The 23,706-nt window shown below is 54.7% G+C and carries 13 protein-coding genes and 2 rRNA genes (1 of these 15 running past the window's edge); 5 read left to right on the plus strand and 10 right to left on the minus strand.

Going from position 1 to position 23,706, the window contains the following annotated elements; all coding sequences use genetic code 11:
* Window position 1 precedes the first annotated feature (1 nt).
* A complete protein-coding gene (gene rfbC / locus ELEN_RS10235) occupies window positions 2-574 on the minus strand; it encodes a dTDP-4-dehydrorhamnose 3,5-epimerase (RefSeq protein WP_015760915.1) in 573 nt (190 codons plus the stop codon).
* Between the two features lie 9 nt (window positions 575-583).
* Entirely contained in the window at window positions 584-1,585 is a 1,002-nt protein-coding gene (gene rfbB / locus ELEN_RS10240; protein ID WP_015760916.1) for a dTDP-glucose 4,6-dehydratase, read from the minus strand.
* Between the two features lie 226 nt (window positions 1,586-1,811).
* Between rfbB and ELEN_RS10245 the strand changes: the two genes are divergently transcribed.
* The 3 genes from ELEN_RS10245 to ELEN_RS15940 are packed head-to-tail and all read left to right on the plus strand — an operon-like array spanning window position 1,812 to window position 5,692.
* Window positions 1,812-2,612 (plus strand): ABC transporter permease, encoded by an 801-nt coding sequence (locus ELEN_RS10245; protein WP_015760917.1) that lies wholly within the window; start codon window positions 1,812-1,814, stop codon window positions 2,610-2,612.
* Window positions 2,613-2,626: 14 nt separating this feature from the next.
* Complete coding sequence (locus ELEN_RS10250) at window positions 2,627-4,471, plus strand: ABC transporter ATP-binding protein (RefSeq protein ID WP_041691645.1); 1,845 nt, start codon at window positions 2,627-2,629, stop codon at window positions 4,469-4,471.
* Window positions 4,472-4,477: 6 nt separating this feature from the next.
* Window positions 4,478-5,692, plus strand: coding sequence for a DUF4422 domain-containing protein (locus ELEN_RS15940; RefSeq protein WP_015760919.1), 1,215 nt, complete (start codon window positions 4,478-4,480; stop codon window positions 5,690-5,692).
* Window positions 5,693-5,702: 10 nt separating this feature from the next.
* Here the strand turns inward: ELEN_RS15940 and rfbD are convergent, their stop codons facing one another.
* The 6 genes from rfbD to ELEN_RS15750 form a co-directional block, all read right to left on the minus strand.
* The gene (gene rfbD, locus ELEN_RS10260) at window positions 5,703-6,605 is read right to left on the minus strand and encodes a dTDP-4-dehydrorhamnose reductase (protein WP_015760920.1); all 903 of its coding nucleotides are present in this window, start codon (window positions 6,603-6,605) and stop codon (window positions 5,703-5,705) included.
* Between the two features lie 2 nt (window positions 6,606-6,607).
* On the minus strand, window positions 6,608-7,510 hold the full coding sequence (gene rfbA, locus ELEN_RS10265) for a glucose-1-phosphate thymidylyltransferase RfbA (RefSeq protein ID WP_015760921.1): 903 nt from the start codon (window positions 7,508-7,510) through the stop codon (window positions 6,608-6,610).
* A 137-nt stretch (window positions 7,511-7,647) separates the two neighbouring features.
* Window positions 7,648-9,897: an NlpC/P60 family protein gene (locus tag ELEN_RS16430; protein ID WP_211307116.1), complete on the minus strand. Its 2,250-nt coding sequence runs from the start codon at window positions 9,895-9,897 to the stop codon at window positions 7,648-7,650.
* A gap of 155 nt (window positions 9,898-10,052) precedes the next feature.
* Window positions 10,053-11,915 (minus strand): DUF2142 domain-containing protein, encoded by a 1,863-nt coding sequence (locus ELEN_RS10275; RefSeq protein ID WP_114522544.1) that lies wholly within the window; start codon window positions 11,913-11,915, stop codon window positions 10,053-10,055.
* 51 nt (window positions 11,916-11,966) lie between these two features.
* A complete protein-coding gene (locus tag ELEN_RS10280; RefSeq protein ID WP_229079686.1) occupies window positions 11,967-14,324 on the minus strand; it encodes a glycosyltransferase family 2 protein in 2,358 nt (785 codons plus the stop codon).
* A 220-nt stretch (window positions 14,325-14,544) separates the two neighbouring features.
* Window positions 14,545-19,962 (minus strand): GBS Bsp-like repeat-containing protein, encoded by a 5,418-nt coding sequence (locus ELEN_RS15750; protein ID WP_015760925.1) that lies wholly within the window; start codon window positions 19,960-19,962, stop codon window positions 14,545-14,547.
* An 888-nt stretch (window positions 19,963-20,850) separates the two neighbouring features.
* Between ELEN_RS15750 and ELEN_RS10290 the strand changes: the two genes are divergently transcribed.
* Window positions 20,851-21,564, plus strand: a complete 714-nt coding sequence (locus tag ELEN_RS10290; protein WP_015760926.1) for a glycosyltransferase family 2 protein — start codon at window positions 20,851-20,853, stop codon at window positions 21,562-21,564.
* A complete protein-coding gene (locus ELEN_RS10295; RefSeq protein ID WP_015760927.1) occupies window positions 21,555-21,935 on the plus strand; it encodes a DUF2304 domain-containing protein in 381 nt (126 codons plus the stop codon). Before ELEN_RS10290 ends, ELEN_RS10295 begins: the two co-directional genes overlap by 10 nt.
* A gap of 406 nt (window positions 21,936-22,341) precedes the next feature.
* On the opposite strand, the gene rrf is transcribed toward ELEN_RS10295, so the two are convergent.
* Window positions 22,342-22,456 (minus strand): 5S ribosomal RNA (gene rrf, locus ELEN_RS10300).
* Between the two features lie 120 nt (window positions 22,457-22,576).
* Window positions 22,577-23,706, minus strand: a 23S ribosomal RNA gene (locus ELEN_RS10305); it runs 1,841 nt beyond the window's last position.

The raw sequence follows: 23,706 nt of genomic DNA on the forward strand, positions 1-23,706 counted from the left end.
GCTACGAGAGCCCGCTCAACCCCGGGTGCGCCTTGTCCTTCTCGCTCAGCACGAGCTCCATGCCCTCGGGTATGGGCCATTCGATGCCGATCTCGGGGTCGTTCCACATGAGGCCGCCCTCGTCGTTGGGATGGTACACGTCGTCGCACTTGTAGCAGAACTCGGCGATGTCGGACAGCACGAGGAAGCCGTGGGCGAACCCGCGCGGCACGAAGAACTGGCGGCGGTTCTCCGCCGACAGCACCACGCCCTCCCATGCGCCGTACGTGGCACTGCCCGGGCGCAGGTCGACGGCCACGTCGAACACCTCTCCGGACACCACGCGCACGAGCTTGGACTGGGGGTGGTGTATCTGGAAGTGCAACCCACGCAGCACGCCTTTGGTCGAGGAGGACTGGTTATCCTGCACGAACTCTGCATCGATGCCGCCCGCGACGAAATCGGGGCGCTTGTAGGTCTCGGCGAAGTAGCCGCGCTCGTCGCCGTAGGCCGTGACGTCCACGACGAGAACCCCCTCGATGGAGGTCTCGGTGAACGTGAAGTTGCCGTGCTTGACGCTGTCTCCTGCTGCCATGTCGGCCTCCTACTGTCCTTGCTTCGCGTACTTGGCCTCGACGGCCTCCTTGGCGTCCTGCCACCACTGGGGATTGTCGCGATACCAGTCGATGGTCGCCTTGAGCCCTTCGGCGAAATCGGTGTGCTTGGGCTTCCATCCCAGCTCGGAACGCAGCTTCGAGGAGTCGATGGCATAGCGGCGGTCGTGACCGGGACGATCTTTGACCCAGTCGAAGTCGTCCGCGTCCTTGCCCATGTTCTCGAGGATGGCGTGCAGCACGTCGATGTTGTTCTTCTCGCCGTCGGCCCCGATCAGGTACGTCTCGCCCAGGCGGCCCTTCGTGAGAATCGCCCACACGGCCGAGGAGTGGTCCTCGGTGTGTATCCAGTCGCGCACGTTCAGGCCGTCGCCGTAGAGCTTCGGGCGAATGCCGGTGAGAACGTTGGTGATCTGGCGCGGGATGAACTTCTCGATATGCTGGCGCGGGCCGTAGTTGTTCGAGCAGTTCGAGATCGTCGCCCTCACGCCGTAGGTGCGGAACCACGCGCGCACGAGCAGATCCGATGAAGCCTTGCTGGAGCTGTACGGGCTCGAGGGGCAATACGGCGTCTCCTCCGTGAAGCGCGCCGGATCGTCGAGCGCCAGGTCGCCGTACACCTCGTCGGTGGAGATGTGATGGAAGCGCACGTCGTGCTTGCGCGCCGCCTCGAGCAAGCGGAAGGTGCCGTGCACGTTGGTGCGCACGAACGGCTCCGGATCGGCGATGGAATTGTCGTTGTGGGACTCCGCGGCGAAATGCACGATGCCGTCGATTCCGGGGACGATCTTCTCGAGCAGCTCCTCGTCGCAGATGTCGCCGTGCACGAAGGTCATGCGATCGTCCGGAATCCCGGCGAGGTTCTCCCTGTTGCCGGCGTAGGTGAGCTTGTCGAGGACGACGACGTGCACCTCGGGCTGGTTGTCCACCACCCAGTGGACGAAGTTGCTTCCGATGAATCCGGCTCCGCCGGTGACCAGGTAGGTTTCCATATCAGTCCTTAGTACGTAGGTATTACGAGCTTGCATGATTATAAACGCAGCAGCCCTTCCACCGAAAGATTTTCATGCAAAGCGCTTTTATCCACAATCGTCCGAATCCGGCAGAGAAACGCCGCGCTTCTTGCGAGAAACTCATGAAAACGCAGGACGCAGTTAAACCTCATGCTATCATGCTGCTTTACGAAACAAGCAGAACAGGAGCGCAGGGGCGCTCTACATGGGAGAGGCAGCGATTCGCATCATGAGTGCACCTATTACACAGCTGAAGCGCGATTGGTTTATCCTGACATCTCTCGTTGGCAAAGACTTTAAGCTGAAGTATCGGCGTAGCGTACTCGGCATACTGTGGTCCGTCCTCAATCCCCTGCTTATGATGATCGTCCTAAGCGTAGTTTTCTCCTTTGTTTTCCGTGGGACCATCGAGCCTTTCCCGGTCTATCTCATTTTGGGGCAAACTCTGTTCACCTTCATGTCCGATGCCACGTCGGGCGCCATGGGATCCATTATCGACTCTGCGCCCCTTATCAAGAAGATACGTATCAATAAAATGCTGTTCCCTTTAGAGAAAGTCATGTTCGCGTTACTTAATTTCGCCATCTCGCTCGTTGCCGTCGCAATCGTCATGCTCTACTTCCAAGTAACGCCTACCCTCAATCTCCTGCTCCTACCCGTTCTTTTATTCTATCTCTTCATGTTTTGCTTAGGTCTTGGCCTCTTGCTGTCTTCTCTTGCTGTCTTTTTCCGCGATGTCATGCATCTATGGAGCGTCGTGCTGACAGCCTGGACCTACGCCACTCCTCTCTTTTACTCTATCGAAATTCTCCCTCCTGAGGTAGCAGGCATCATGCAATTCAACCCGATGTACTACTACGTTACCTACTTCCGAGAAATCTTCATGTACGGCACGACGCCTGGCCTCATGGAGAATCTCATCTGCTTCGGATGCGGCGCAATAGCCCTTGCGATAGGTTTCGCCGTATTTCGCAAGCAACAAAAGAAATTTATCCTCTACGTGTAGGAGCAAAATCGACCATGCCAGAAAACGTCAACACATCCGCGTTGGGAGAGCTATCCGATCAAAGCGCCGGAGACGATCGCGATACTATGATCAAGGTCGACCAGGTCTCTATGGTGTTTAATATGGCCTCAGAGCAGCTGAACAGTTTAAAAGAATATGCCATTCAAATAGCGCGCCGTAAACTCTTTTTCGAAGGCTTCACCGCACTTGACAATATATCGTTCGAAGTAAAAAAAGGCGATGTCTTTGGAATAATCGGAACCAATGGCTCTGGAAAGTCGACCCTTCTCAAAATCATCGCTGGAGTTTTGGAACCGTCCCAAGGAACCTGCGAAATCAACGGCAACATCGCCCCCCTTATCGAGCTGGGCGCAGGATTCGATACGGAGCTATCTGCCCGTGAAAATGTTTACCTCAACGGCGCGCTCTTAGGCTATTCGAAAGACTTCATCAACGAACACTTTGACGAGATCGTCGAATTCGCTGAAATAGAGAAATTCCTTGATATGCCGCTGAAGAATTTCTCGTCCGGCATGGTGGCCCGCATCGCATTCGCCATTGCAACCGTCATTGTTCCGGAGATCCTCGTCGTCGATGAGGTGCTCTCCGTCGGCGACTTCATGTTTCAGAAGAAGTGCGAGGATCGCATCAGCGAGTTGATCGAGAAGCACGGCGTGACCGTCCTGATCGTTTCTCACAACAATGATCAAATCGAACGCCTCTGCAACAAGGCAATCTGGATCGAAAAGGGACACACCCGCATGCTGAGCGATGCGTCAAGAGTATGTCGTGTTTACGGAGGTCTCGGAGGCAGACCAGGCAGTGCGGAGTCCGAACAAAGAGTGTTCGAAGCCCTTACGCAGAAGAAAGATCACGAAGACGACGATTTCGACATAATCACGGGTGACGATGCACACGGCATCAGCGTCCAACTCGCGACTCAAGGATGGGACAACGGTTTCGACACGGCAGTGGTCGTATCCGCAACTTCTCATATCAACGCCGTAATGGCCAGCAGTCTTGCAGGAGCGCTCGATGCTCCTATCCTCCCAACAAAACCCGATCGACTCCCCGATGCGGTTGGAGCCACCCTGCGTGAAGCAAAACCTTCGCGCATATATTACATTGACTGCGGAGTGCATGCTTCAGAACCCTTGCTCGAACTCAAACAACTTCCTTGGCAGCCAGACATAATCGAATTCTCCAATACCGAAGATGATCCTTTCGATTTATCCGTCGACATTCATCGATATGGGCTATCTCGAGGAGTCTGGGGCAACGCTGTCATGCTGGTTGACTTCAATGACAATCCCGAATCTATAGCGGCTGCACCTTTGGCGTGCAGCCTAAACTGCCCGATTCTCGTAACGCTTGACGAGCCTCGATTGGACCAAATAGCACATGTTGTCTCCGAAGGACATTATGATCGTGCCATAATCGTCGGTCCCTCCGTCGACAGAGCCGTCGATCTACGCCTTGAACAATTGGGACTAAAAGTTGACCGCATCGCACTCGAGTCCTCTCAGAAAACAGCTATTGCCCTCTGCCGCAAAACGATGCAAGAACTCAAAGAGAAGCACCATAACGTCAGCGAACTTTGCGCCGCTTCCCTCTCTCTCTCCCAATGGCCCGAGCTACTTGGAAGCGGGGCGTACGCCGGGAAACGCAAGGCCGCCCTCCTGCTTGAGAACCCTACGGATCTCGACGACATCGCGCAATGTCTCGACTTCATTGCGAAAGAAGGACACGGCATCGAGCACATGACATTCATCGGTAAAGAAAGCGGGCTGTCGCGTCTCGATCGAGAGCTGCTGCTCGAAGCGCTGGAAGAAGACCCCAACCCCGTGCAGCCAGCCTAACCGATCATGAAAATCTACATCGCCGCCCACAAGCACATGAAGCTGCACACGAACCAGCCATATCAGCCGCTTTTTGTCGGAGCGTTCCGGTGCCCTGAAGCCAACCGACGCGACGGTTGGCAATACGACGATACGGGAGTCGACGATATCTCGTACAAAAATGCTACCTTCTGCGAGTTGACAGGTGTCAACTGGATACTGCATAACAATGAGAGCGACATTACAGGACTTGTTCACTATCGAAGGTATTTCCGATCTTCCACCGAATGCAACGAACCTTTATCAGAACAAGAGATAAGGACCGCTCTCTCCAAGCACGACTGCATCGTTGCACAACGGACATTCTGCACAAGCAAACTTGATGGATATCTCTGCTCTGCAGCTGAGCAGTACAGAACATGTCACTCTTCGACCGATCTCACTCAGCTCGACAGGGTAATCAAACGGTATTTTCGGTCGTACCATCCTGCTTTCAGGCTCTGCATGAAACGCGATTATCTCCATCCCTTCAATATGCTCATATGCAGAAAAGAACTATTCGATGAGTACTGCCGCTGGCTTTTTGAGGTCGAAAGCCGACTCGAAGAACGCATCGACCCTTATCTTGATCGAGACGACTATCAAAAAAGAGTATTTGGATTCCTTGCAGAGCGCCTTATGAACGTGTATCTCGAGGCCAAAGGTATCGACGTGGTCGAATATCCTATTTTTGACCCCATCCATCCCGACGATAGCAGCGTGTTGCCCTTAAAGAAACCTCCACTTGTCCGATCTGACGTTGGATTGTCGTACCCCACAATTCAGCCTGTCTACGAAGGAATCGACTACTCGAAGGTGTTCGAATATCGCTTTTACCTTACGCATAATGAAGACTTGGCAAAAGCCTACTCAGACAATCCCCAAGAATCGCTACAGCACTTCATTGTGCATGGTGCGCGCGAAAAACGCATGGCGCATCCTTGCTTTTCGGTTGCTTCCTACATGCAAGGACACCCTGAACTTAAGCCCGAATACGGAGACGATCCCCTCGCATATGTTTCACATTACCTCTCTACTCCCTCAGAGCGTAATCATGCAACAGGATACGAGAATCTGCAGACACCTTCGTTAGAAAAACGAGAGGCGCTTTCCTCTGAGCGCACTTGCACGGGAAAGCGCATCAATAAAAAACGGCTTTCGCGATATATCGCGAAAGCCGAAAAACTACCCGTGCTGGATTAGAGCTTCTCACTCAGCCTTCCATCTCGGGTAGGTACTTCAGGTACGCGGACAGCGCCTCGCGCCAGGGGCGCATCTTGTCGCCCACGGTGTCCTCGAGGTGTTTGTTGCGCAGCGACGAATACGCCGGGCGCTTCGCCGACGCGGGGTTCATAGCCGCGTATTCTTCGGAGGTGCAGCGAGCCACCGTGCAGTCGAGCCCTGCACCTTCCATGACGGCCTGCGCGAAATCGGCCCACGAGCAGGTGCCCTCGTTCGTGCAATGGTACACGCCGTAGTTCTCGGTGGCAGCGATCTCGAGGATCTCGTGTGCCAGATCGTTCGCCGACGTGGGGTTGCCCAGCTGGTCGTCGACCACGGTGACCTCGTCGCGATCCGCCCCGAGGCGCATCATGGTCTTGACGAAGTTCTTACCCACGTAGCCGTACAACCATGCCGTGCGTACCACGAAGCAGCGGCTGCAAGCTTCGAGCGAGCGCTCCTCGCCGGCCAGCTTCGTGCGCCCATAGGCGGAAACGGGACCCGTCGGGTCGCTCTCGACGCGCGGCGCCGGGTCGGTGCCCGAGAACACGTAGTCGGTCGACACCTGCACGAACTTGGCGCCGGCCGCCTCGGCGGCGCGCGCGAGGTTGCCCGGAGCCTCGGCGTTCACGCGGAACGCCGCGTCCTCGGCCGTCTCGCAGCCGTCGACGTTCGTCATGGCGGCGCCGTTGACGATGAGGTCGAAGCCGCCCTGCGCGACGAAGGCCATGACGGCGTCGGCGTCAGTCACGTCGAGCTCGGCCACGTCGGTGGCCACGACCTCCGCGTCCGCATAGACGCCGGGGATCGACCCGATCTCGGAGCGTCCTTCGCGCAGGATGCGCTGCAGCTCGTTGCCGAGCTGGCCGTTGCCGCCGGTGACGAGTATCCTCATGCTCACATGGCCTCCTTGTGCGGGACGATCTTGCCCTCGGCCACCTTGCGCAGGTGCTGGCCGTACACCGACTTGCCGTACTTGTCAGCGGCGGCGAGCAGGCGCTCGCGGTCGATCCAGCCGTTCTGGTAGGCGGTCTCCTCCACCACCGAGACGCTCAACCCCTGGCTGCGCTCCACGGCGCGCACGAACTCGGAGGCCTCGAACAAGCTCTCCATGGTGCCCGTGTCGAGCCATGCGTAGCCGCGGCCGAGCGTCACTACGTTGAGCGAGCCGTCCTCCAGGTACATCTGGTTGAGGGTCGTGATCTCCAGCTCTCCGCGCGCGCTCGGCTTCACCTGCTTGGCGAGCTCGCACACGCGGCTGTCGTAGAAGTACAGACCGGTCACCGCGTAGTTGCTCTTGGGATTCTCGGGCTTCTCCTCGATGGACACCGCGTTGAAGTTCTCGTCGAACTCGACCACGCCGAAGCGCTCGGGGTCGTCCACGTGGTAGCCGAACACGGTGGCACCGCCCTCGCGCTCCGCGCGCTCCACGGCGGTGCGAAGATGGCGCCCCAGACCGTTGCCGTAGAAGATGTTGTCGCCCAGCACGAGCGCGCACGAGTCGCCGTCGACGAACTCCTCGCCGATGATGAACGCCTGCGCGAGCCCGTCGGGGCTGGGCTGCTCGGCGTAGGACAGGTTCACGCCGTAGTCTGAGCCGTCCTTGAGCAGACGCTCGAAGTTCGGCAGGTCGGTCGGCGTCGAGATGACCAGGATGTCGCGGATGCCCGCCATCATGAGCACCGACAGCGGGTAGTAGATCATCGGCTTGTCGTACACCGGGAGCAGCTGCTTCGACGTCACCGTAGTGAGCGGGTACAGCCTGGTGCCGCTGCCGCCAGCAAGAATAATGCCTTTCACAAAAGAACTCCTAGATTGTTTGATATATGCCTGAATTTCAAAATAACATTATAGCCAATAGCTTGGGGTCTTACGCGCCTAGCTAAGCAAGAGTATTCGAAACAGACATGTCGTTCATTGAGCGTACATCAAATAGATCAGGCTAGTATCCTCCGAACTACAATATCCCAAGCGTTTTTCGAAGAGAGCGGTACATACTGACAATGCCCGCCAAACGTAGGCTCTTCGTACACCATACCGTTGCCTGCATACATGACAACATGCTCGGGAACCCCAGGAGATGAGAAATACATCAGGATAAGGTCACCAGGTCGAGCTTCGGACAGGGAAACAGCACGGCCTTCGTGGATTTGCCCGTATGTCTCGAAATCTATGGTGATGCCTATCTGCTTGTAGCACCAATACGTGAAAGACGCGCAATCCATGCCCCCGTCTTCGGGGTAGTTGCCCAACCAAACATAAGGGACGCCCAAGACGGAATGAGCGGCGCTCATCAGTCGCGACATAGCCTCGTTCTGGTTCACCCTACCAGAGCTGTCTGTCCACTGATACGTACCATCCGAAAGCCGGAATGCTCTGTTCGCGATGAAAGTCAATGTACCGTCGTTATCAGCGTTGCACCATCTACCGTCCACCATGCTCGTTGCGTTTCGCAACACGTACCCCACTGACGGAAGCCCATAATAGAAATCGCCCTCGAGAGAAAACATACCCACATGCGCGCCTAAGTGGCCGCCGCACGACTTGTCGATACGGTAACGCTGAAGCATGCCGTCGTCGTATAGCCCCGTAACGAGCCACCCTTCACCGGCGATATTCTCCACCAATACACCTTCGTTATCCGACAAGAGTACGCCGGAGCCATACGAGGTCTTTCCCCGAGCTACCGTGCCCGAGGAGGGGTACGCATAATACGCTTTCCCGTCGGATGCCGTGAAGAAACCGACCCGAGCGGCAACGTAACCGTTCGACATTTTATAAAGCCAGTAGCGTTCAAGACCATCCGAGTAAGCCCGAGAAACAAGCCACCCTTCGCCCGATGCCAATCTGCCATCGTTATCCGAGAGGAGAACGCCCCCATCGCAAACATTCCGCCCTCTGACGACGAAACCAGTAGCAGCGTTTCCGTAGTAGGACGCCCCGTCGACCTCGAAGAAGCCCGTGGCCGCCGCATGGGTGGAGGCGTTGACCCAGTAGCGCTGCATGCCGCCGTCGTAGGAGTCGGTCACGACCCAGCCCGCGCGCTCCAGGCGCCCGTCGTTGTCGGCCAGGTACACGCTGCCGTCGGCGGCGACGTACTTGCCGCGCACCACGAAGCCCTCGGGGCGGGCGTAGGCCCACTCACCGCCCCCGACGTCGGCCAGCAGGGAGCGGGCCGCGCGGAAGCCCTCGAACCAGTAGCGCTGCAGGCCCTGGCCGAACGCGTCGGTCACGGCCCAGCCCCGCTCGAGGAGCCGGCCGTCGTTGTCGGCCACCACGAGCTCGCCGCCCACCGCCGCCGCGCCGCGCAGCTCCCGGCCGTCGCCGGGGAGCCCGTAGTAGGACGAGCCCTCCGCCTCGAAGAACCCGGTGGCGGCCGCGTGGGTGGAGGCGTCCACCCAGTAGCGCTGCATGCCGCCGTCGTAGGAGTCGGTCACGACCCAGCCGGCGCGCTCCAGGCGCCCGTCGTTGTCGGCCAGGTACACGCTGCCGTCGGCGGCGACGTACTTGCCGCGCACCACGAAGCCCTCGGGGCGGGCGTAGGCCCACTCGCCGCCCCCGACGTCGGCCAGCGATCCGACGACGAGGCGGCCGGCCGAGTCGAACCAGTAGCGCTGCAGGCCGTAGGAGCGGTAGCCGTCGTCCACGAGCCAGCCCGTGAGGGCCGACCCGCCCTCGTAGTAGAGGACCGATCCGTCGGCGCCGACCGTCCAGCCGTCGGCAACGATCTGCTCGGAGGTCGCAGAAAGCTCTTCCTCCAGCTCCTCTAACTCTATTTCTGGCGCATGGGTCTCACCCCGAGCCGCTTTGTCGACCTCGCCGGGCACGGTAACGTCCACCGCCTTCTCAAGATTAGCGGATCCGTCCGAAGTTCCTGCAGAGTCGCCAGAGAGTTGACCCGGGCTAGCATCGCCAACTCCCTTTCCGCCGTTTTCCGAATCATCGTCAAACACCAGTTCGGAATCAGTGCCAGCAGCATTCAAGTCGGTTGGAAGAATATCGTATGAAGGAGCTTCATCTTTTTCCATTTGGTAGCCAGATGCTCCGAATAATATAACCGGAGCATCTAAACCATCCTCAATTGCCACATCACCGTACGCCCATGTAGGCACCCCGCATAGGGTGACGAACAATGCCAAAAGCGCCACCTTATGAGCCGATCTGATGGAACTGAGTATATCGGTCACAATCAAGCCCCTTACTGCATAAAATATCCACAATAATATTGCAATGATATCATGTTTTCCGTATCGTTTGGAACAGTAAGCAGATCGGATGATACAGTCGCAATGCATATGAACACATTTTGAAAAGGAAGGTTATTCCTCTCGAAAGCCAAATACTATGGTGTATAAACTCGCATGCAAAGCTCAAAGATCGAAGTAGTTAGTAGGGCAAACGACACTACAAAAATGACGAGGTTGTATCCCTTTCTCGAGTTTTCGTTAATGATTTTGCTGTTGAAAAACAAAGCCAGGAAAGGAATCACAAGGGGAAGCAAGTAACGGCCTTGACAGCCCTCTATCGTATTCGACCCCACTGCAGTGTAGGAAACATATAGAGCCGATGCCATCAATGCAGACGTACCAACTAATAGCAAGGACCCGGCAACACGATAGCGCCATTTTGCGTAACGGAAAGAATGCTCATTCAAGTCGGTAGCGGCAACGAGAATGAGGATTACAAGCGGTAGGCTTCCCCATGAAGACATCCCGAGGTAAGCAAAGAAGCTAGTGTAATTCGAGGCGTTCGGAATAGACAGGTACTCCGACAAGAACCTCGTTAGGACATTCAGGTACCCTAAGGGATCGGAAAGAACGAAAGCAACCTGACCCGCGGAATTCACACCTGAGCCCCCTCGAGTATCCCCGCTACCAGGGCCCTGAACGACAAACGGCAACAAGAACGTAGCCATTACGAGAAGAGCCGAACAAATCATCGCCGCCCGATATCTAAAAGCGAATTTTTTAGTCTTAAATTTGGACTTCGGAATAAACAAGAGCAAGATAAAAATCGGGAAATAAATTGCTTTCGGACCAAGACCTATCAAAAAGGAGAGCACAACCAACAATACTTCTTTAAAGGTCAGTGCTTCATCTGGTTTTTGCATCCAGGAAAGATACCGCAAGAATCCGAAAAGAATCCAGCCGGTAAGCCATGTGTCATACGAGTAATTGGCGGAAAGAAATACAACCGTAGGCAAGAAAGAGAACGCCAATGCGAGCATCTTTTGAGATCTAAGGCCCCTGACCCCAAAAAAGACCAACGTGAAAAAGAACAGCACATTCGATATCCGCCCAAGGATGAATATCCAAGTAAACGGAAGATGAAGCAATCTCCCAAGCCACAGCCCTAGAGCGCTTGGAATATATCCAAGCGCCTGATAGCTTAACGTCGAAGAACCGTAAACAGAACCGAAACCATCAACGGTTATCGCAGGAGCCAAGCCTTCTGCATCCAATTCGCTTATCAGAGATCCGTAAGCATCGCCCTGATACATCCAATGACTGTAGTCGCCTCCGCCAATGTAGGGCGGATTCAACAAAGACATGTCTGCTTGGCTATACTCTGGCGAAACCAGATATGACACTGCATTTGCAAAATCGTAGTGTATGTGATCATCCCAAGACACACTAGTCTGCACAGGCGTAAGCAAACACACCAAAACGCCGAGCGTGATGCCGACAGGAACAAAAATCTTCTCAGGTTCCCTCGCCAAAAAGCGACGATTGGCGAAAACCAAGAAAATGCTACCGCAAACCGCAAAGAAGAACAGCCCGAGAGCAACAGTCGGCTGGTAGGCTCCCGTTAAGGAAAACAGCATAGTTCCCAAAAGCCCGACGACCCCAGAGCCGACGAATCCTCCGACGCAGAAAAGGAGACGAGGTAGCAAGAAAGACTTTTGCCGATAGACGCTGCGTGCCCATCGGCATAACGAATCGAACACTCCAAGATATCGACACACACAATAGCTAACTACGAAAAGAACCCAAACGGTCACGATTCGTTTTTTGCTCCAAGCGCTCAGATCGAAAACGCTTGCCACAGGGGCTCCGAACAACGTCAGAGCCTCAAAAACGACTGCCAGCAGAAAGGAAAGCAAAAGAACCTTTGCAATGCACTTAAGCAATTCTTTTTTTCGCACATCCAGGTGAACTCGATCCAACATGCCAGGTCTACCCTGCCCTTCGACTATCTTTTCCACACATTTGACGCAGCTCCTCAAACGCCGATCTGTTACGCATACCTAAACTTTTTACAGATGGTAATAGCAGTTATAAGGCTCGTTTGTCGACAGATTGGGATTCGCATATGGATCCCCTTTGACATAATATTCCGCCCATCTGTAATTCATGAACGAAACCTCGCGATGGAACCTTATCTTCTTTTCAGCGCTACTCTCGAATCCTCGAGACAGGGACTCATAGTGGAACAGCTCCACTTCGGGCGTGTAAACGACCAGCAATTCCATATCTCTGACTTTCAAGCAATAGTCTACATCGTTGAACGCAACTGCCAATTCCTCAGAGAATCCGTCAACACTTTCGAAAACGCCTCGTTTAGTCATCATGCAAGCAGCAGTAACTGCACTCATGTCTTGCGTTGCATCGCTCAGAGAAAAATAGCCCCAGTTGCCTTTGGGCAGATTGCGACCAAGATGCCCCGCAACCCCACCGGAAACGCATACGCCTGCATGCTGAATAGTCTCATCCCTAAAATACAGACGCACACCAACGACGCCGACGTCTTCGCGAGAACAGATACCGACCATGCGCTCCATCCACTCTGGGGTGATCACCTCGGTATCGTTGTTCAAAAGCAAGAGAAGATCTCCTCTTGCTTTCGAAACGCCGAAATTGATGAGCTTCGAGAAGTTAAACTCAGCCGGCCAATATTCAATCCGAATGCGATCACCATGCTCTTTTTCTAATTCCTCGTAATAGGCAAACGTTTTCGGCTCCGTGCTGTTATTCTCTACGATCACAATCTCGTACTTGTCATAGGTTGTTCTGTCTAAAACGGATTCCACGCACGTACGAAGCACATCACTGTGGTCTTTAGTTGGGATGATAATCGACACAAGCGGTTCGCTCTCAGGCGGCAGATAGTCGACGCTGTACGTAAACGGGCGTCGCGACTGCCTCACGCAGGCCCGAATGCCGAGTCTATCCAAGTGGTTTTGGACTGCTTTTATACCGGCTTGCGTTGCGTAAGGCTTGTTGTCGGCATTCGCCGCCGTAGAGGATTCGCTGATGCGCCAATGATAGAGCACACGGGCAACATGATGTATCTTCCTCGCACGTTCGGAAGCCTGAAGTGTCATATTGTGATCCTGGGCACCATCGAACTGCGCCGTGTTGGGCTCTAACTCGTCAAGAAGACTCTTTCGAATCGTCAGCAAGTGGCAGATATAATTGTTGTCGCGCAGCAAATCTATGTTGAAATCCGGCTTGAAGAAGGGCTCGGCCAACGTGCCGCTTGGCAACATCTTATCTTCGTCGCAATACAACAGATCAATGCTTTCGTCGGCATTCAAGGCTTTTGCGTACTCAAAGAGAAGATCAGGTTCGAGAAGATCGTCGTGATCGAAATAGCAAACGAAATCGCCTGACGAAACCGCCAAACCGGCATTGGTGTTCTCGGAAATCCCGCCGTTCGACTCAAGAACAACGCTTTTAATGCGCTTGTCGTTCGACGATGCCTCTTCGACCAAGCCGACAAGCACCTCGTCTTTCGGACTGGCGTTGACTAGGATAAGTTCCCAGCGCCCATAGCTCTGCGAAACAACGGAATTCAGCATATCCAGGAAAAAGGGTTTCGGGGTTTTGTAAAGCGGCACCACGATGCTGAAAAGCGGCCGATAATCGAAAAACGTTTCATGCTGTTTGGCGAGAGCTCCTAAATCTACCCTATGCTCCTCAAACCATTTCGGGTAGCAGGGATCGCTTTGCGCACTGAGCATTATCTCATTGCTGTCATCTCGTATTTTCCTATAGGCATGGTCCTCGATAGCCTCAAAGCTATCGAGCTCGGGATGGGCCTTATCGATCAAGCGGAACACGAGGTTCTGAATCTTGTTGGGAACGCGAATCGAGAACTGTATCTCTCGGAAAAAGATGCGTTCCGAAACGTCCGATCGAACCTTAACATCGCTGAGAAACACCGGGCTTATCGCAATCTCTTGGAGACTATCGTTTGTACAGGTAATTTGAACGATACTGTCGTTTCTGTACGGCATGCGGACAAGACCACGCAAGATGTTTACATTCTTGTCGGATATGCAGTCCCAAAACTCCATGCTTATTTTGCTGTACGTTCCAATCTTATCGTAGTCCCTGATTTCTTTGCATAGCTCCTTGTTGAAACGATAGTTTATACGCGACTGCCACTTCGCCTTTTCGAAATTGATCGAAAAGGAGCATTGGTCAAGCGCGCTTCCTTTCTCGTCAACCCCGAAGATAGAAAGCGAAACACTCCGGATGCGTAAGATTGGAAACACGAGCACGAACGTCCGCTCGCTACCAGTCTCGCTCGAAAGGGTCTCGTACAACCCACAGGGGACAATCAGGTCGTTCGAGGAAGCCTTCGCTTTTAGCGAGATGTCGGAAGCCATCTCGTCCACGAGCAACCTCGCATACATTTTGCCATCGCCTCGGCATATTCCGCAAACTCGAACTCTCATATGTTTTCCTTGCTGCATAGTCGACAGTACCCACAGACCAATTGAATGGTAAGAGCGTATCGGAATACGTCTACTTAATCAATCGCACAAGCACAAATGACCGAAAGCCCACTCCTTCGCGTGCAGGCGGACTGGACAACGGATACACCGGCTACGCCGAGCGACCCTCGAACTGCCCGTATTCGATATAGTGCTCATAATAGGCTTTAAGGTCGTCTCCAAAAGCACTTCTCAGATCAGCGTAGCTCGTCCTATATCGAAACACGTCGAATGTCTCGTTTGCACGTCGGCCTTCCGCCATGCCGAAATGGATGAAATGCTCAAAAATCCCCTCCGAGTTACCTTCTCCGCAGGCATCGACCACGTCGGGATTGTTCTTGCCATAGTATGCAGCATCGTATACCGCACCGTATCCAAGCCCTGTGCTGGCCGACACCGACCCGGTGAAACTTTCGTCGAGAATCTCATCATCGATCCATGCGGAACGACTTGTAATCCAAGAAAACATGTTGTCGACATTCTCCCAATACGAAGCAGCTGGAAAAAATGTACCCATACAGTCATCGAATTCCCACAAGACGTAGTTCATCGAGGAAGAATATGCCAATTGCGAAATATACGACCCGAACGGTTTAACGTACAATCCGTTTGTCGTGCCCAGGAGCGTCGAGTACAAAGACGGTCGGATCTCTTGCTCGTACGTTTCCCGCAAAGCCTTCCGAAACAACGATACCTCGATCAAATCCTTGGCAAAGCCGCGTGAGAGCCAGCCTTGGGGCGAAGAGAATATACTCACATCGGATCGTATTCCGAACGACGCATCACAGTCCCAGATGGGGCCCGCGTACAACTTGTCCTCCCTCGCAGGCTTATAGAAGTACGTTGACGATATGAAAGAATCGGCGTTTTTAGACCAATCTTGAACAAAAAAGTACTTGGTAAAGGAATCCTTGTCGATGTACTCGAACAACCCTTTCCCCGTCTCCTTGTTTACACCCCCGTTCTTTACGCATTGAATGACCTCCTCAACGAACTCGCTGATGTATGTCATCTGGTTTCGAGAAAGATACTCAGGAGACTTGCTGACGAAGGCGCTGCCATCGCTGGTACGGAAATAGCTCTTTTCTAGCCTGTAGTAGGCATCGTCCAACTCGAGGAGGTACCCTCCAGAGATATCATCGGGATCGGCTAAGCCCTCAACCCATTGCATCTCGTTTCCGTATCGGTTCAAATCAGTCGAGACGCCCAAATCGTCAAAATCGTCGACATTAGGATTGGCTTTCTCGATATCTCCTTCAAGATCGTTGATCTCCACTCTTCCAGACCCAATAGCAACCTTTTCGCAGAGAAGGTAGGAACCCCTGTACTCTCCGTCGTAGTATAGGTCGATCGGAATGCTATCGGGCGAGCCAGAAAGCCCCAGCTCCTTGGCAAGTGAATACGTCATGTTATTGCGAATAAGCGTCGGATCGAAGGGATTCGCGAGCAACAGCCACGTTTTCGACTTTTCCCCGCTCGCTTCAGGAAATATGAGGCTAGCCTTTTTATCGAGTTTGATCTGATACGATTTCTTATCGGTAAAAGCCCAAGTAGAATTGCCTCGACCCTTGATCTGGGTCAACTTTCCAGAATATCGCACATCCAAACCCTCACCGAGCAGCACCATTTTCCCCGTTGCCTTCGCGCTGTGATCGGAACTGCCGTCAACGTAGTCTCGACCAAAAGCACTCGCATCGTCGCTCGTCAAATGCAGCGACATGACTCCGCTGTCCTGCATGCACCCAAGGAGCACCTTACCCTCAGCACCTTCGTTTCCGACTGTCAGCACGATGTAGGATACCTCGTTTGAAGACGCGTTAATAATGGCACCCAGATTGAATGGCTCTCCCTTTTCAATCGAGATATCCCCTTTGTCGTTCCCGAAAGTGCATACCGACGCAAAGACGCTTACATCCGTGTCAAAGTCGAGGCTCACTTTCGACATGTCCACTCCGGAGGGAAAGAAAAGGAATTGCACGCCATCTTTGAACTGGGGGACTAGTAAAGATGCCGCCTCGTCGGCGGCATCAAAACGGGCAGTAATATTTGAAACCGTAATTGCTAAGGGGGTACTCGTATACGAAGTTAGCTCGTATATTGAATCGACGAGTTTGTATCCGTAGTCAGTTCCCGTCGCCCATCTGCCCCCCAGATCTTCAACATTAGGAGCAATGCCCCTATCAACATAGCCGAACCGCGGATCGACACAGGCTCCGTTCAAATCCGCTTTGGATGCGTAGCCTTTCAGATGCTGCACTTGAGCCCTCAGCCCGATCCGCACACTTTCGAACGTATAGCCCGGCTCACCATTTCCTACGGCACCGATTCCTGCGAAATTGCATTGATCTATCTTGACATCTCCCCCGAATTGCAGCCATCCCGTTTCATGCATGGCTTGGGCAAAAACCACTTCAGGTTTCACGCCTTCAAACTGAGCCTCCTCAACAAGGATCGCGCAAAACTCATCAATGCTTGAAGCTCCTTTGTTGGAGTAAATATTGCTCGGATACGCTTTCTTCTTCGACTTGTAGAATGCAGCCATCTGGCTCGCCGTCATATTCGAAGTACCCATGATCGAATACTTTGCAGATTCTCCAGTGTAGGCGAAAGACACATCCGTCGTATCTATAAGCGATCGGATATTGTTGCGGTCAGTCAAATAAGCATGAATAGAATAGTTGCGACTCTTTCCAGGAACGAACAGATGGTTCTTGATATCGACGGTCGCTTGATAGGAGCCGTCTGCTTGACGAGTTGCGACATACCACGCAATGTCGCTTTGGTCAGAGGCGGACCATGTTGGAAACTCAACTTTTTTGACCCCGGCGGTCGAAACGATATTGCGTAACGAAACAACAAAGGTGCCAGCATATTCGTTGATATCGCTCACCGACACCGTGGCGCTCGGGGCCTCGATCGAGAACGTCGTCGTGCCCATCAGGGACAGGCGCGACGAGCCGCGGGGGGTCGCGTAGGCGTGGACGTCGTAGGATCCGTAGGAGCCGTGGTCGGCCACGCTGATGTTGGCCCGCCAGGAGCCGTCCGAGGCCCTGGAGGCCCAGTGCCACTCGATGTCGTCCTGGCCGCCCCGCTCAGACCACACGGCGAACACCGCCGAGTCCGCAGAGGCCGCGAGGCCTCCGGACAGGGAGGCGACGACGGTGGAGCGGTCCGCCGAGGGGGTCGCCGAGAGCGACACGGGGGGAAGCGAGACCTCCTGCACGGTCGAAGATAGCATGGAGAGGATGCCCAGCTTGTCGGTCACGTAGGCGTGGACGTCGTAGGGTCCCGTGGAGAAGCCGTGGTCGGCCATGGACACCGTGGCCCGGTAGCTGCCGTCGGACTGCAGCTTGGCCCGATGCCAGACGATGTCGTCCTGGCCGCCCTCCTCGGACCACACGGGGAACTCGACGTAGGAGACGCCCGTCTCGCATTTGAGGTCCCTGAGCACGACGTCGAAGGTCCCGGCCTTCTGGTCGTAGCCCTCGGTGGACACCGTGGCGCTCGGGGCCTCGATCGAGAACGTCGTCGTGCCCATCAGGGACAGGCGCGACGAGCCGCGGGGGGTCGCGTAGGCGTGGACGTCGTAGGATCCGTAGGAGCCGTGGTCGGCCACGCTGATGTTGGCCCGCCAGGAGCCGTCCGAGGCCCTGGAGGCCCAGTGCCACTCGATGTCGTCCTGGCCGCCCCGCTCAGACCACACGGCGAACACCGCCGAGTCCGCAGAGGCCGCGAGGCCTCCGGACAGGGAGGCGACGACGGTGGAGCGGTCCGCCGAGGGGGTCGCCGAGAGCGACACGGGGGGAGCCGGCTCGTCATCCAAAAGCCGATCAGCAACTCTTCCCTCTTGCTGGCCGTATTCAACGTAATGCAGATAGTACTTTCTCAAATCATTACCGAAAACCGAACGTAGATCATCGTAGTTCTGACGATAGAAATCCACATCGAACGACGCTATCGCCTTTCGGCCTTCCCCCATCCCGTATGTTAGAAAATGACCCAATGCACCCTCTGGATCATCGGAGCCGTAATGATCTCGAACATCGCTGTTATATTCCAGATAATAATTGAAATCATACACGGCTGAATAATCGACCCAAGCCGATTGGGGAAACTGTCGCGCAATAGCATCGGCATCGGCTTGCCCGAGTCGACGGCACCCCTCATCGCTCAAATAATACGTTGCATCGCCTGCATTGCTGATAAAACCGTGCTCGATCAGTATTCCAGGGATGCCGGCAGAATTGCTCTGGTTGATAACAGCAAGACCGTCATTAACTTTAACCCCGCGGCTATATAACCCAAGAGCCTCCAGATTGGCGATGACTTTATCCGCAAGTTCGGCAGAAACCTGGGTATGCTCAGATCCTGACTTGCTAGGAACGTACACTTCGACGCCATTGGCCGAAGACGCCACAGCGGAGTTAATATGCAAGCTGACATAAACCTCGGCTCCATAGTGCATCACACGCTCGACACGCTCAAGATAATCGTCGCCGTCAATGTCATCCTTTTCCCCACGCGTCAAAACAACCGTGAATCCCTGGCTTTCGAGCCGGTCCTTACACGCAACGGCGATCTTCCAGGTCAAATCAGCTTCTTCCAAGCCGTTTCCCGTAGCTCCCGGATCGGATCCTCCATGCCCTGGATCAAGCGCGATGACCGGAGAGGCAACAGCATCGCCGACGGCTCTGCTTCTTAAAGAGAAGGGTGATGCCTGCATCTCGCCTTCCGTACCGACAACCTCGCCAAGCGCAGCATCCAAGTCATCGGTTTCGACAATGGCTCCGCTTTCGTCTTGGTAATATGCTGTAACAGTCTCCTGCTGATCGAGCTCATCCGCTACATCGATAGAATACCCCTTATCCGACAGATCAACCTCATGGACAAGGTCATCCCCCTGCAAAGTATACGAAACAGATTCGACCATGATCGTTCCAAGAGGAAGAAGACCAGGACCCACCAAGAACGATGCGGCATTTCCGCTCGTTTTATCGCTCAGAATCGTAAAAACCTCACCGCTCGTCGCGTCCCTTAGCAACAACGTGGCAGATCCCACTACAAGAGACTCGTCGGAAAGTGCAAAGGCAATTTCTTGCGAATCGGTCGAAATAATCTCCGTGCGGGCAATATAAAGGAAGGAGACCGATTCTTTATCATCCGGTACGATTGCCGCTCCCGTTTGTTTGGCTTCATCGGAAGCGGTTTCCGAAAATACGCCGCTCTCCAACCCGTCGTTCGCATCTTCTTTAGAAAGACCTTTCGAATCGACTCCTTCAGAATAGCTGTCAGACTCAGCAGGAGGAAAATGCGAGTTACCATCGACCGACGTATCGGCAGACTCGCCCGCCGTAGCCTCTTCGCTCGTCGTCACGCCCTGCCCGGTTTCGTCTGCATAGGCGGGAACACCGATAAGAGAAGAAGCAAGCGTAAAGCTGACCAGGACAGATAGAACTTTTTCGCAAAGCCGCATGTAATGAGACATTTCAATGAGGAGCACCAGTTGCATACGGGGAATTATAACGTACAAAACACTCCTTCACGACAAGACGCTGCGCAATAGCGCATGCCCGCCTATGAAAGGTTCATCCGAACACTACGTCTTTTCCCTCAAACTTAACCGTACGCGTGCAGTTGAGTTTGAGAATTTCTTTTCCAAAGCACAGGCTCGTCAGGGAATCTAGCTCCAAGAGAGAGGATTGCAGCATAGAAGAGAAAAGGCAACGCAAGCACTTCAGGCTCATCAAGGCCGAGCGGGTATCTATCGAGCGAGCGCTGGACAAGAACGAGAGCGCATGTTCGATGGCGCGACCTCGGGAGATCGCCCGCCTCGATCACCGATGAGGTGAAGAGGAACCGCACGGAAGCCAAAGGACCTGGCAAAGGCGAGCGTGTCGAAGAGGTGCCCGACTGCGCATGATCGAGACATTTATCGTGGCCTTGGTCGTGCAACGGATGCATGCTTCGGCGCTACCACTATACGAGGAAATGGGAGGTGCGAGTACACGACCGCCCTTACCCAACCGCTCGCAGACGAGCTGCTGGAAAGCCCGCATCGGGATGTGGACGCCAAGGAAATTCGACTTCAAGTGCGCCATGGCTACGGTATTCACTTATAGGGGATGGCCGATACAGCAAATGCTTGCGCTCGCCCGGTCGGGCTCTATGCTGCCCGCTGCTAACGCCCTCATCGCCTGTGCACTCGTCATACTAGGCGGTAACGTAAAATTTCTGGATTATCGATGCGCCCGTAAAACGCTTTCAGAAAAAGCGCGCAGCAATTCGCTGCTCTGAGCATGAGTCCGCCTGATAAGCCTTACGAGAGCAGGTACCTCCCTCCTCGGAGCGGCGGTCTTAGTCTATAATCACATTATGCAATGCCCCCACAAGAAACGAATCCTAGGAAAGCGGAATAATTTTGAAGGCACTTGTCATCATACCTGCATTCAATGAACAAGAAAGCATAGTTGACGTCGTGCGTAGCGTGATGGTCGCTGGCTACGATTACGTTGTGGTGAACGATGGATCAACGGACGCTACGCGCTCTCTTTGTATTGAGCACGGATTTAATATACTTGACCTTCCACAAAACCTTGGCATCGGGGGCGCTGTGCAAACTGGTCATAAGTATGCTTTAAGAAATGGATACGACGTTGACGTGCAGTTCGATGGAGACGGGCAGCACGATGCCAACTGCATATCTTCGCTTATTGAAGAAGTCGAACGAGGGGCGGATCTTGTCATCGGATCGCGTTTTCTTACCAAAGAGGGTGGGTTCAGATCGACGGCCTTGAGACGAGTGGGGATTCTCTGGATTTCAAAATGGATACGTCTCTTCACGGGACAGACGGTAAGCGATCCAACATCCGGGTTTCGTGCTTCGGGAAAGAGGGCAATTGCCCTCTACTCTCACTCGTATCCAACCGATTATCCCGAACCTGAGTCTATAGTTCTCGCACGGAGGTCGGGGCTCGTCATCAGAGACACCTCCGTGATCATGCATGAGAGGCAAGGGGGCAAATCCTCAATCGGAGGGCTTTCGAGCCTGTATTACATGATCAAAGTCTCGCTCTCCATCGCCATCCTCAGCATAACAAAGAGGACAGAACCGCAGGAGGATACATGCTCATAGTACTGCAAGCCGTCGTCATCGTACTCGCATTGGCGTTCTTCGCTTACGTAGTTCACCTCATCATACGCGAGCGTCTATTGCTGAAATATTCACTGCTGTGGATGGTTCTTACCGCCGTCATCGTGTTGTGCGCTGTGTTTCCCGAACCTCTTTACGCAATCTCTCACCTGTTCGGATTCGTAAATCCATCCAATTTCATTTTTCTTATCGGCCTCTTTTTTCTTATGGCCATCGCTTTATCCCATAGCGCCATCGCAAGCAAGCAATCAATCATGATTAAAAATCTTGTTCAAGAACAAGCGCTACTCGAGAAACGACTCCGAGAGCTCGAATCCACCAACGGGGATTCCGATCCGACGGAACAGCATTAACAGCATTTTATCAACTCATTTATCATGCTCAAAATATCTTGTCCATAGGTGGTACCAGGAACAGCCCAGCGCCCGTTCAGGTCTTCCAGATTCGGAGCAATACCCCGTGCTACAAGGTTGACCCGAGGGTCAACGCATGTGTTGTCAAGAGGCTCAGCGGTGTGGCGCAAGCCCGAGGGCGAGCGCCATCGAGCACTGCGGCAAGGCGACGGGCAGGAGCGAATCGCTGCGCGCATTCTAGCCCATTACCCGCAGGCGCTCGGCCATGCGGAGAACGGTTTCTCCGGGAGGTGTGGGCGAGGGCTGCGGCCACGTCGGCCGCCCTCCGGCGCAAAGGAAAAGGGCCCCCGATCCTGGCCGGATCGGGGGCCCTCGGGCCTCTCGGCGGAAACGGAAACGCCCTGGGCGAGCGCGACGTCCTGTCCTCCCACAGCCTGACGCTGCAGTACTTTCGGCGATGGCGGGCTTAACTGCCGGGTTCGGAATGGGACCGGGTGATCCCCGCCTCCATGGTCGCGCTCGCGCAGGGCGTTCCCGCGCGGGCCTCATATGGCCCCGCCCGGCGGCCGCGGGACCTCCGCGCCACCCTGGCGGTTGCACAGCGCTCGTGACTTCACGGTCGCGAAACCGAGAATGTGTTTGCGAAGAAGAGCTCGGGCTATTAGTACCGCTCGGCTGAGGCGCTCGCACGCCTTGCACCTGCGGCCTATCGACCAGGTGTTCTGCCTGGGCCCTTACCGGAAAGAGGACTCATCTTGGAGACGGCTTCCCACTTAGATGCTTTCAGCGGTTATCCGTGCCGGACGTAGCTAGGCAGCCGTGCCGTTGGTCGACAACTGCTGCACCAGAGGTCCGTCCACCCCGGTCCTCTCGTACTAGGGGCAGACCTCCTCAATCCTCTTGCGCCTGCGGAGGATAGGGACCGAACTGTCTCACGACGTTCTGAACCCAGCTCGCGTACCGCTTTAAATGGCGAACAGCCATACCCTTGGGACCGACTTCAGCCCCAGGATGCGATGAGCCGACATCGAGGTGCCAAACCTTGCCGTCGATGTGGACTCTTGGGCAAGATCAGCCTGTTATCCCCGGAGTACCTTTTATCCGTTGAGCGACGGCCATTCCACTCTGTGCCGCCGGATCACTAGAACCGACTTTCGTCTCTGCTCGGCTTGTGGGCCTCGCAGTCAAGCCCGCTTGTACTCTTGCGCTCTGCGAACGGTTGCCGACCGTTCTGAGCGGACCTTTGCGCGCCTCCGTTACGTTTTGGGAGGCGACCGCCCCAGTCAAACTACCCGCCTGACACGGTCCCCCCGCCGGATCACGGCCGGGGGTTAGATCGCCGACGCGACGAGGGCAGTATTCCAAGGTCGGCTCCGCCCGGGCTGGCGCCCGGGCTTCGCAGCCTCCTGCCTATCCTCTACGCGCCGAGCCAACGATCAATGTCAAGCTGCAGTAAAGGTTCACGGGGTCTTTCCGTCCTTCCGCAGGTAATTCGCATCTTCACGAATAATACAATTTCACCGGGTCCATGGTTGAGACAGCGCCCAAATCGTTACGCCATTCGTGCAGGTCGGAACTTACCCGACAAGGAATTTCGCTACCTTAGGACCGTTATAGTTACGGCCGCCGTTTACTGGGGCTTGGCTTCAGAGCTTCGCCTTGCGGCTGACCCATCCGCGTAACCTTCCAGCACCGGGCAGGCGTCAGACCCTATACGTCGCCTTACGGCTTTGCAGAGTCCTGTGTTTTTGATAAACAGTCGCTTGGGCCG

It is taken from the genome of Eggerthella lenta DSM 2243 (assembly GCF_000024265.1).
GTDB classification, from domain to species: Bacteria; Actinomycetota; Coriobacteriia; order Coriobacteriales; family Eggerthellaceae; genus Eggerthella; species Eggerthella lenta.

Excerpts from the sequence above, each read along its gene's own strand:
- rfbC (WP_015760915.1), bottom strand. The coding sequence starts at position 574 with ATGGCAGCAGGAGACAGCGTCAAGCACGGCAACTTCACGTTCACCGAG.
- rfbB (WP_015760916.1), bottom strand. The coding sequence starts at position 1,585 with ATGGAAACCTACCTGGTCACCGGCGGAGCCGGATTCATCGGAAGCAAC.
- ELEN_RS10245 (WP_015760917.1), top strand. The coding sequence starts at position 1,812 with ATGGGAGAGGCAGCGATTCGCATCATGAGTGCACCTATTACACAGCTG.
- ELEN_RS10250 (WP_041691645.1), top strand. The coding sequence starts at position 2,627 with ATGCCAGAAAACGTCAACACATCCGCGTTGGGAGAGCTATCCGATCAA.
- ELEN_RS15940 (WP_015760919.1), top strand. The coding sequence starts at position 4,478 with ATGAAAATCTACATCGCCGCCCACAAGCACATGAAGCTGCACACGAAC.
- rfbD (WP_015760920.1), bottom strand. The coding sequence starts at position 6,605 with ATGAGGATACTCGTCACCGGCGGCAACGGCCAGCTCGGCAACGAGCTG.
- ELEN_RS10280 (WP_229079686.1), bottom strand. The coding sequence starts at position 14,324 with ATGGCTTCCGACATCTCGCTAAAAGCGAAGGCTTCCTCGAACGACCTG.
- ELEN_RS10295 (WP_015760927.1), top strand. The coding sequence starts at position 21,555 with ATGCTCATAGTACTGCAAGCCGTCGTCATCGTACTCGCATTGGCGTTC.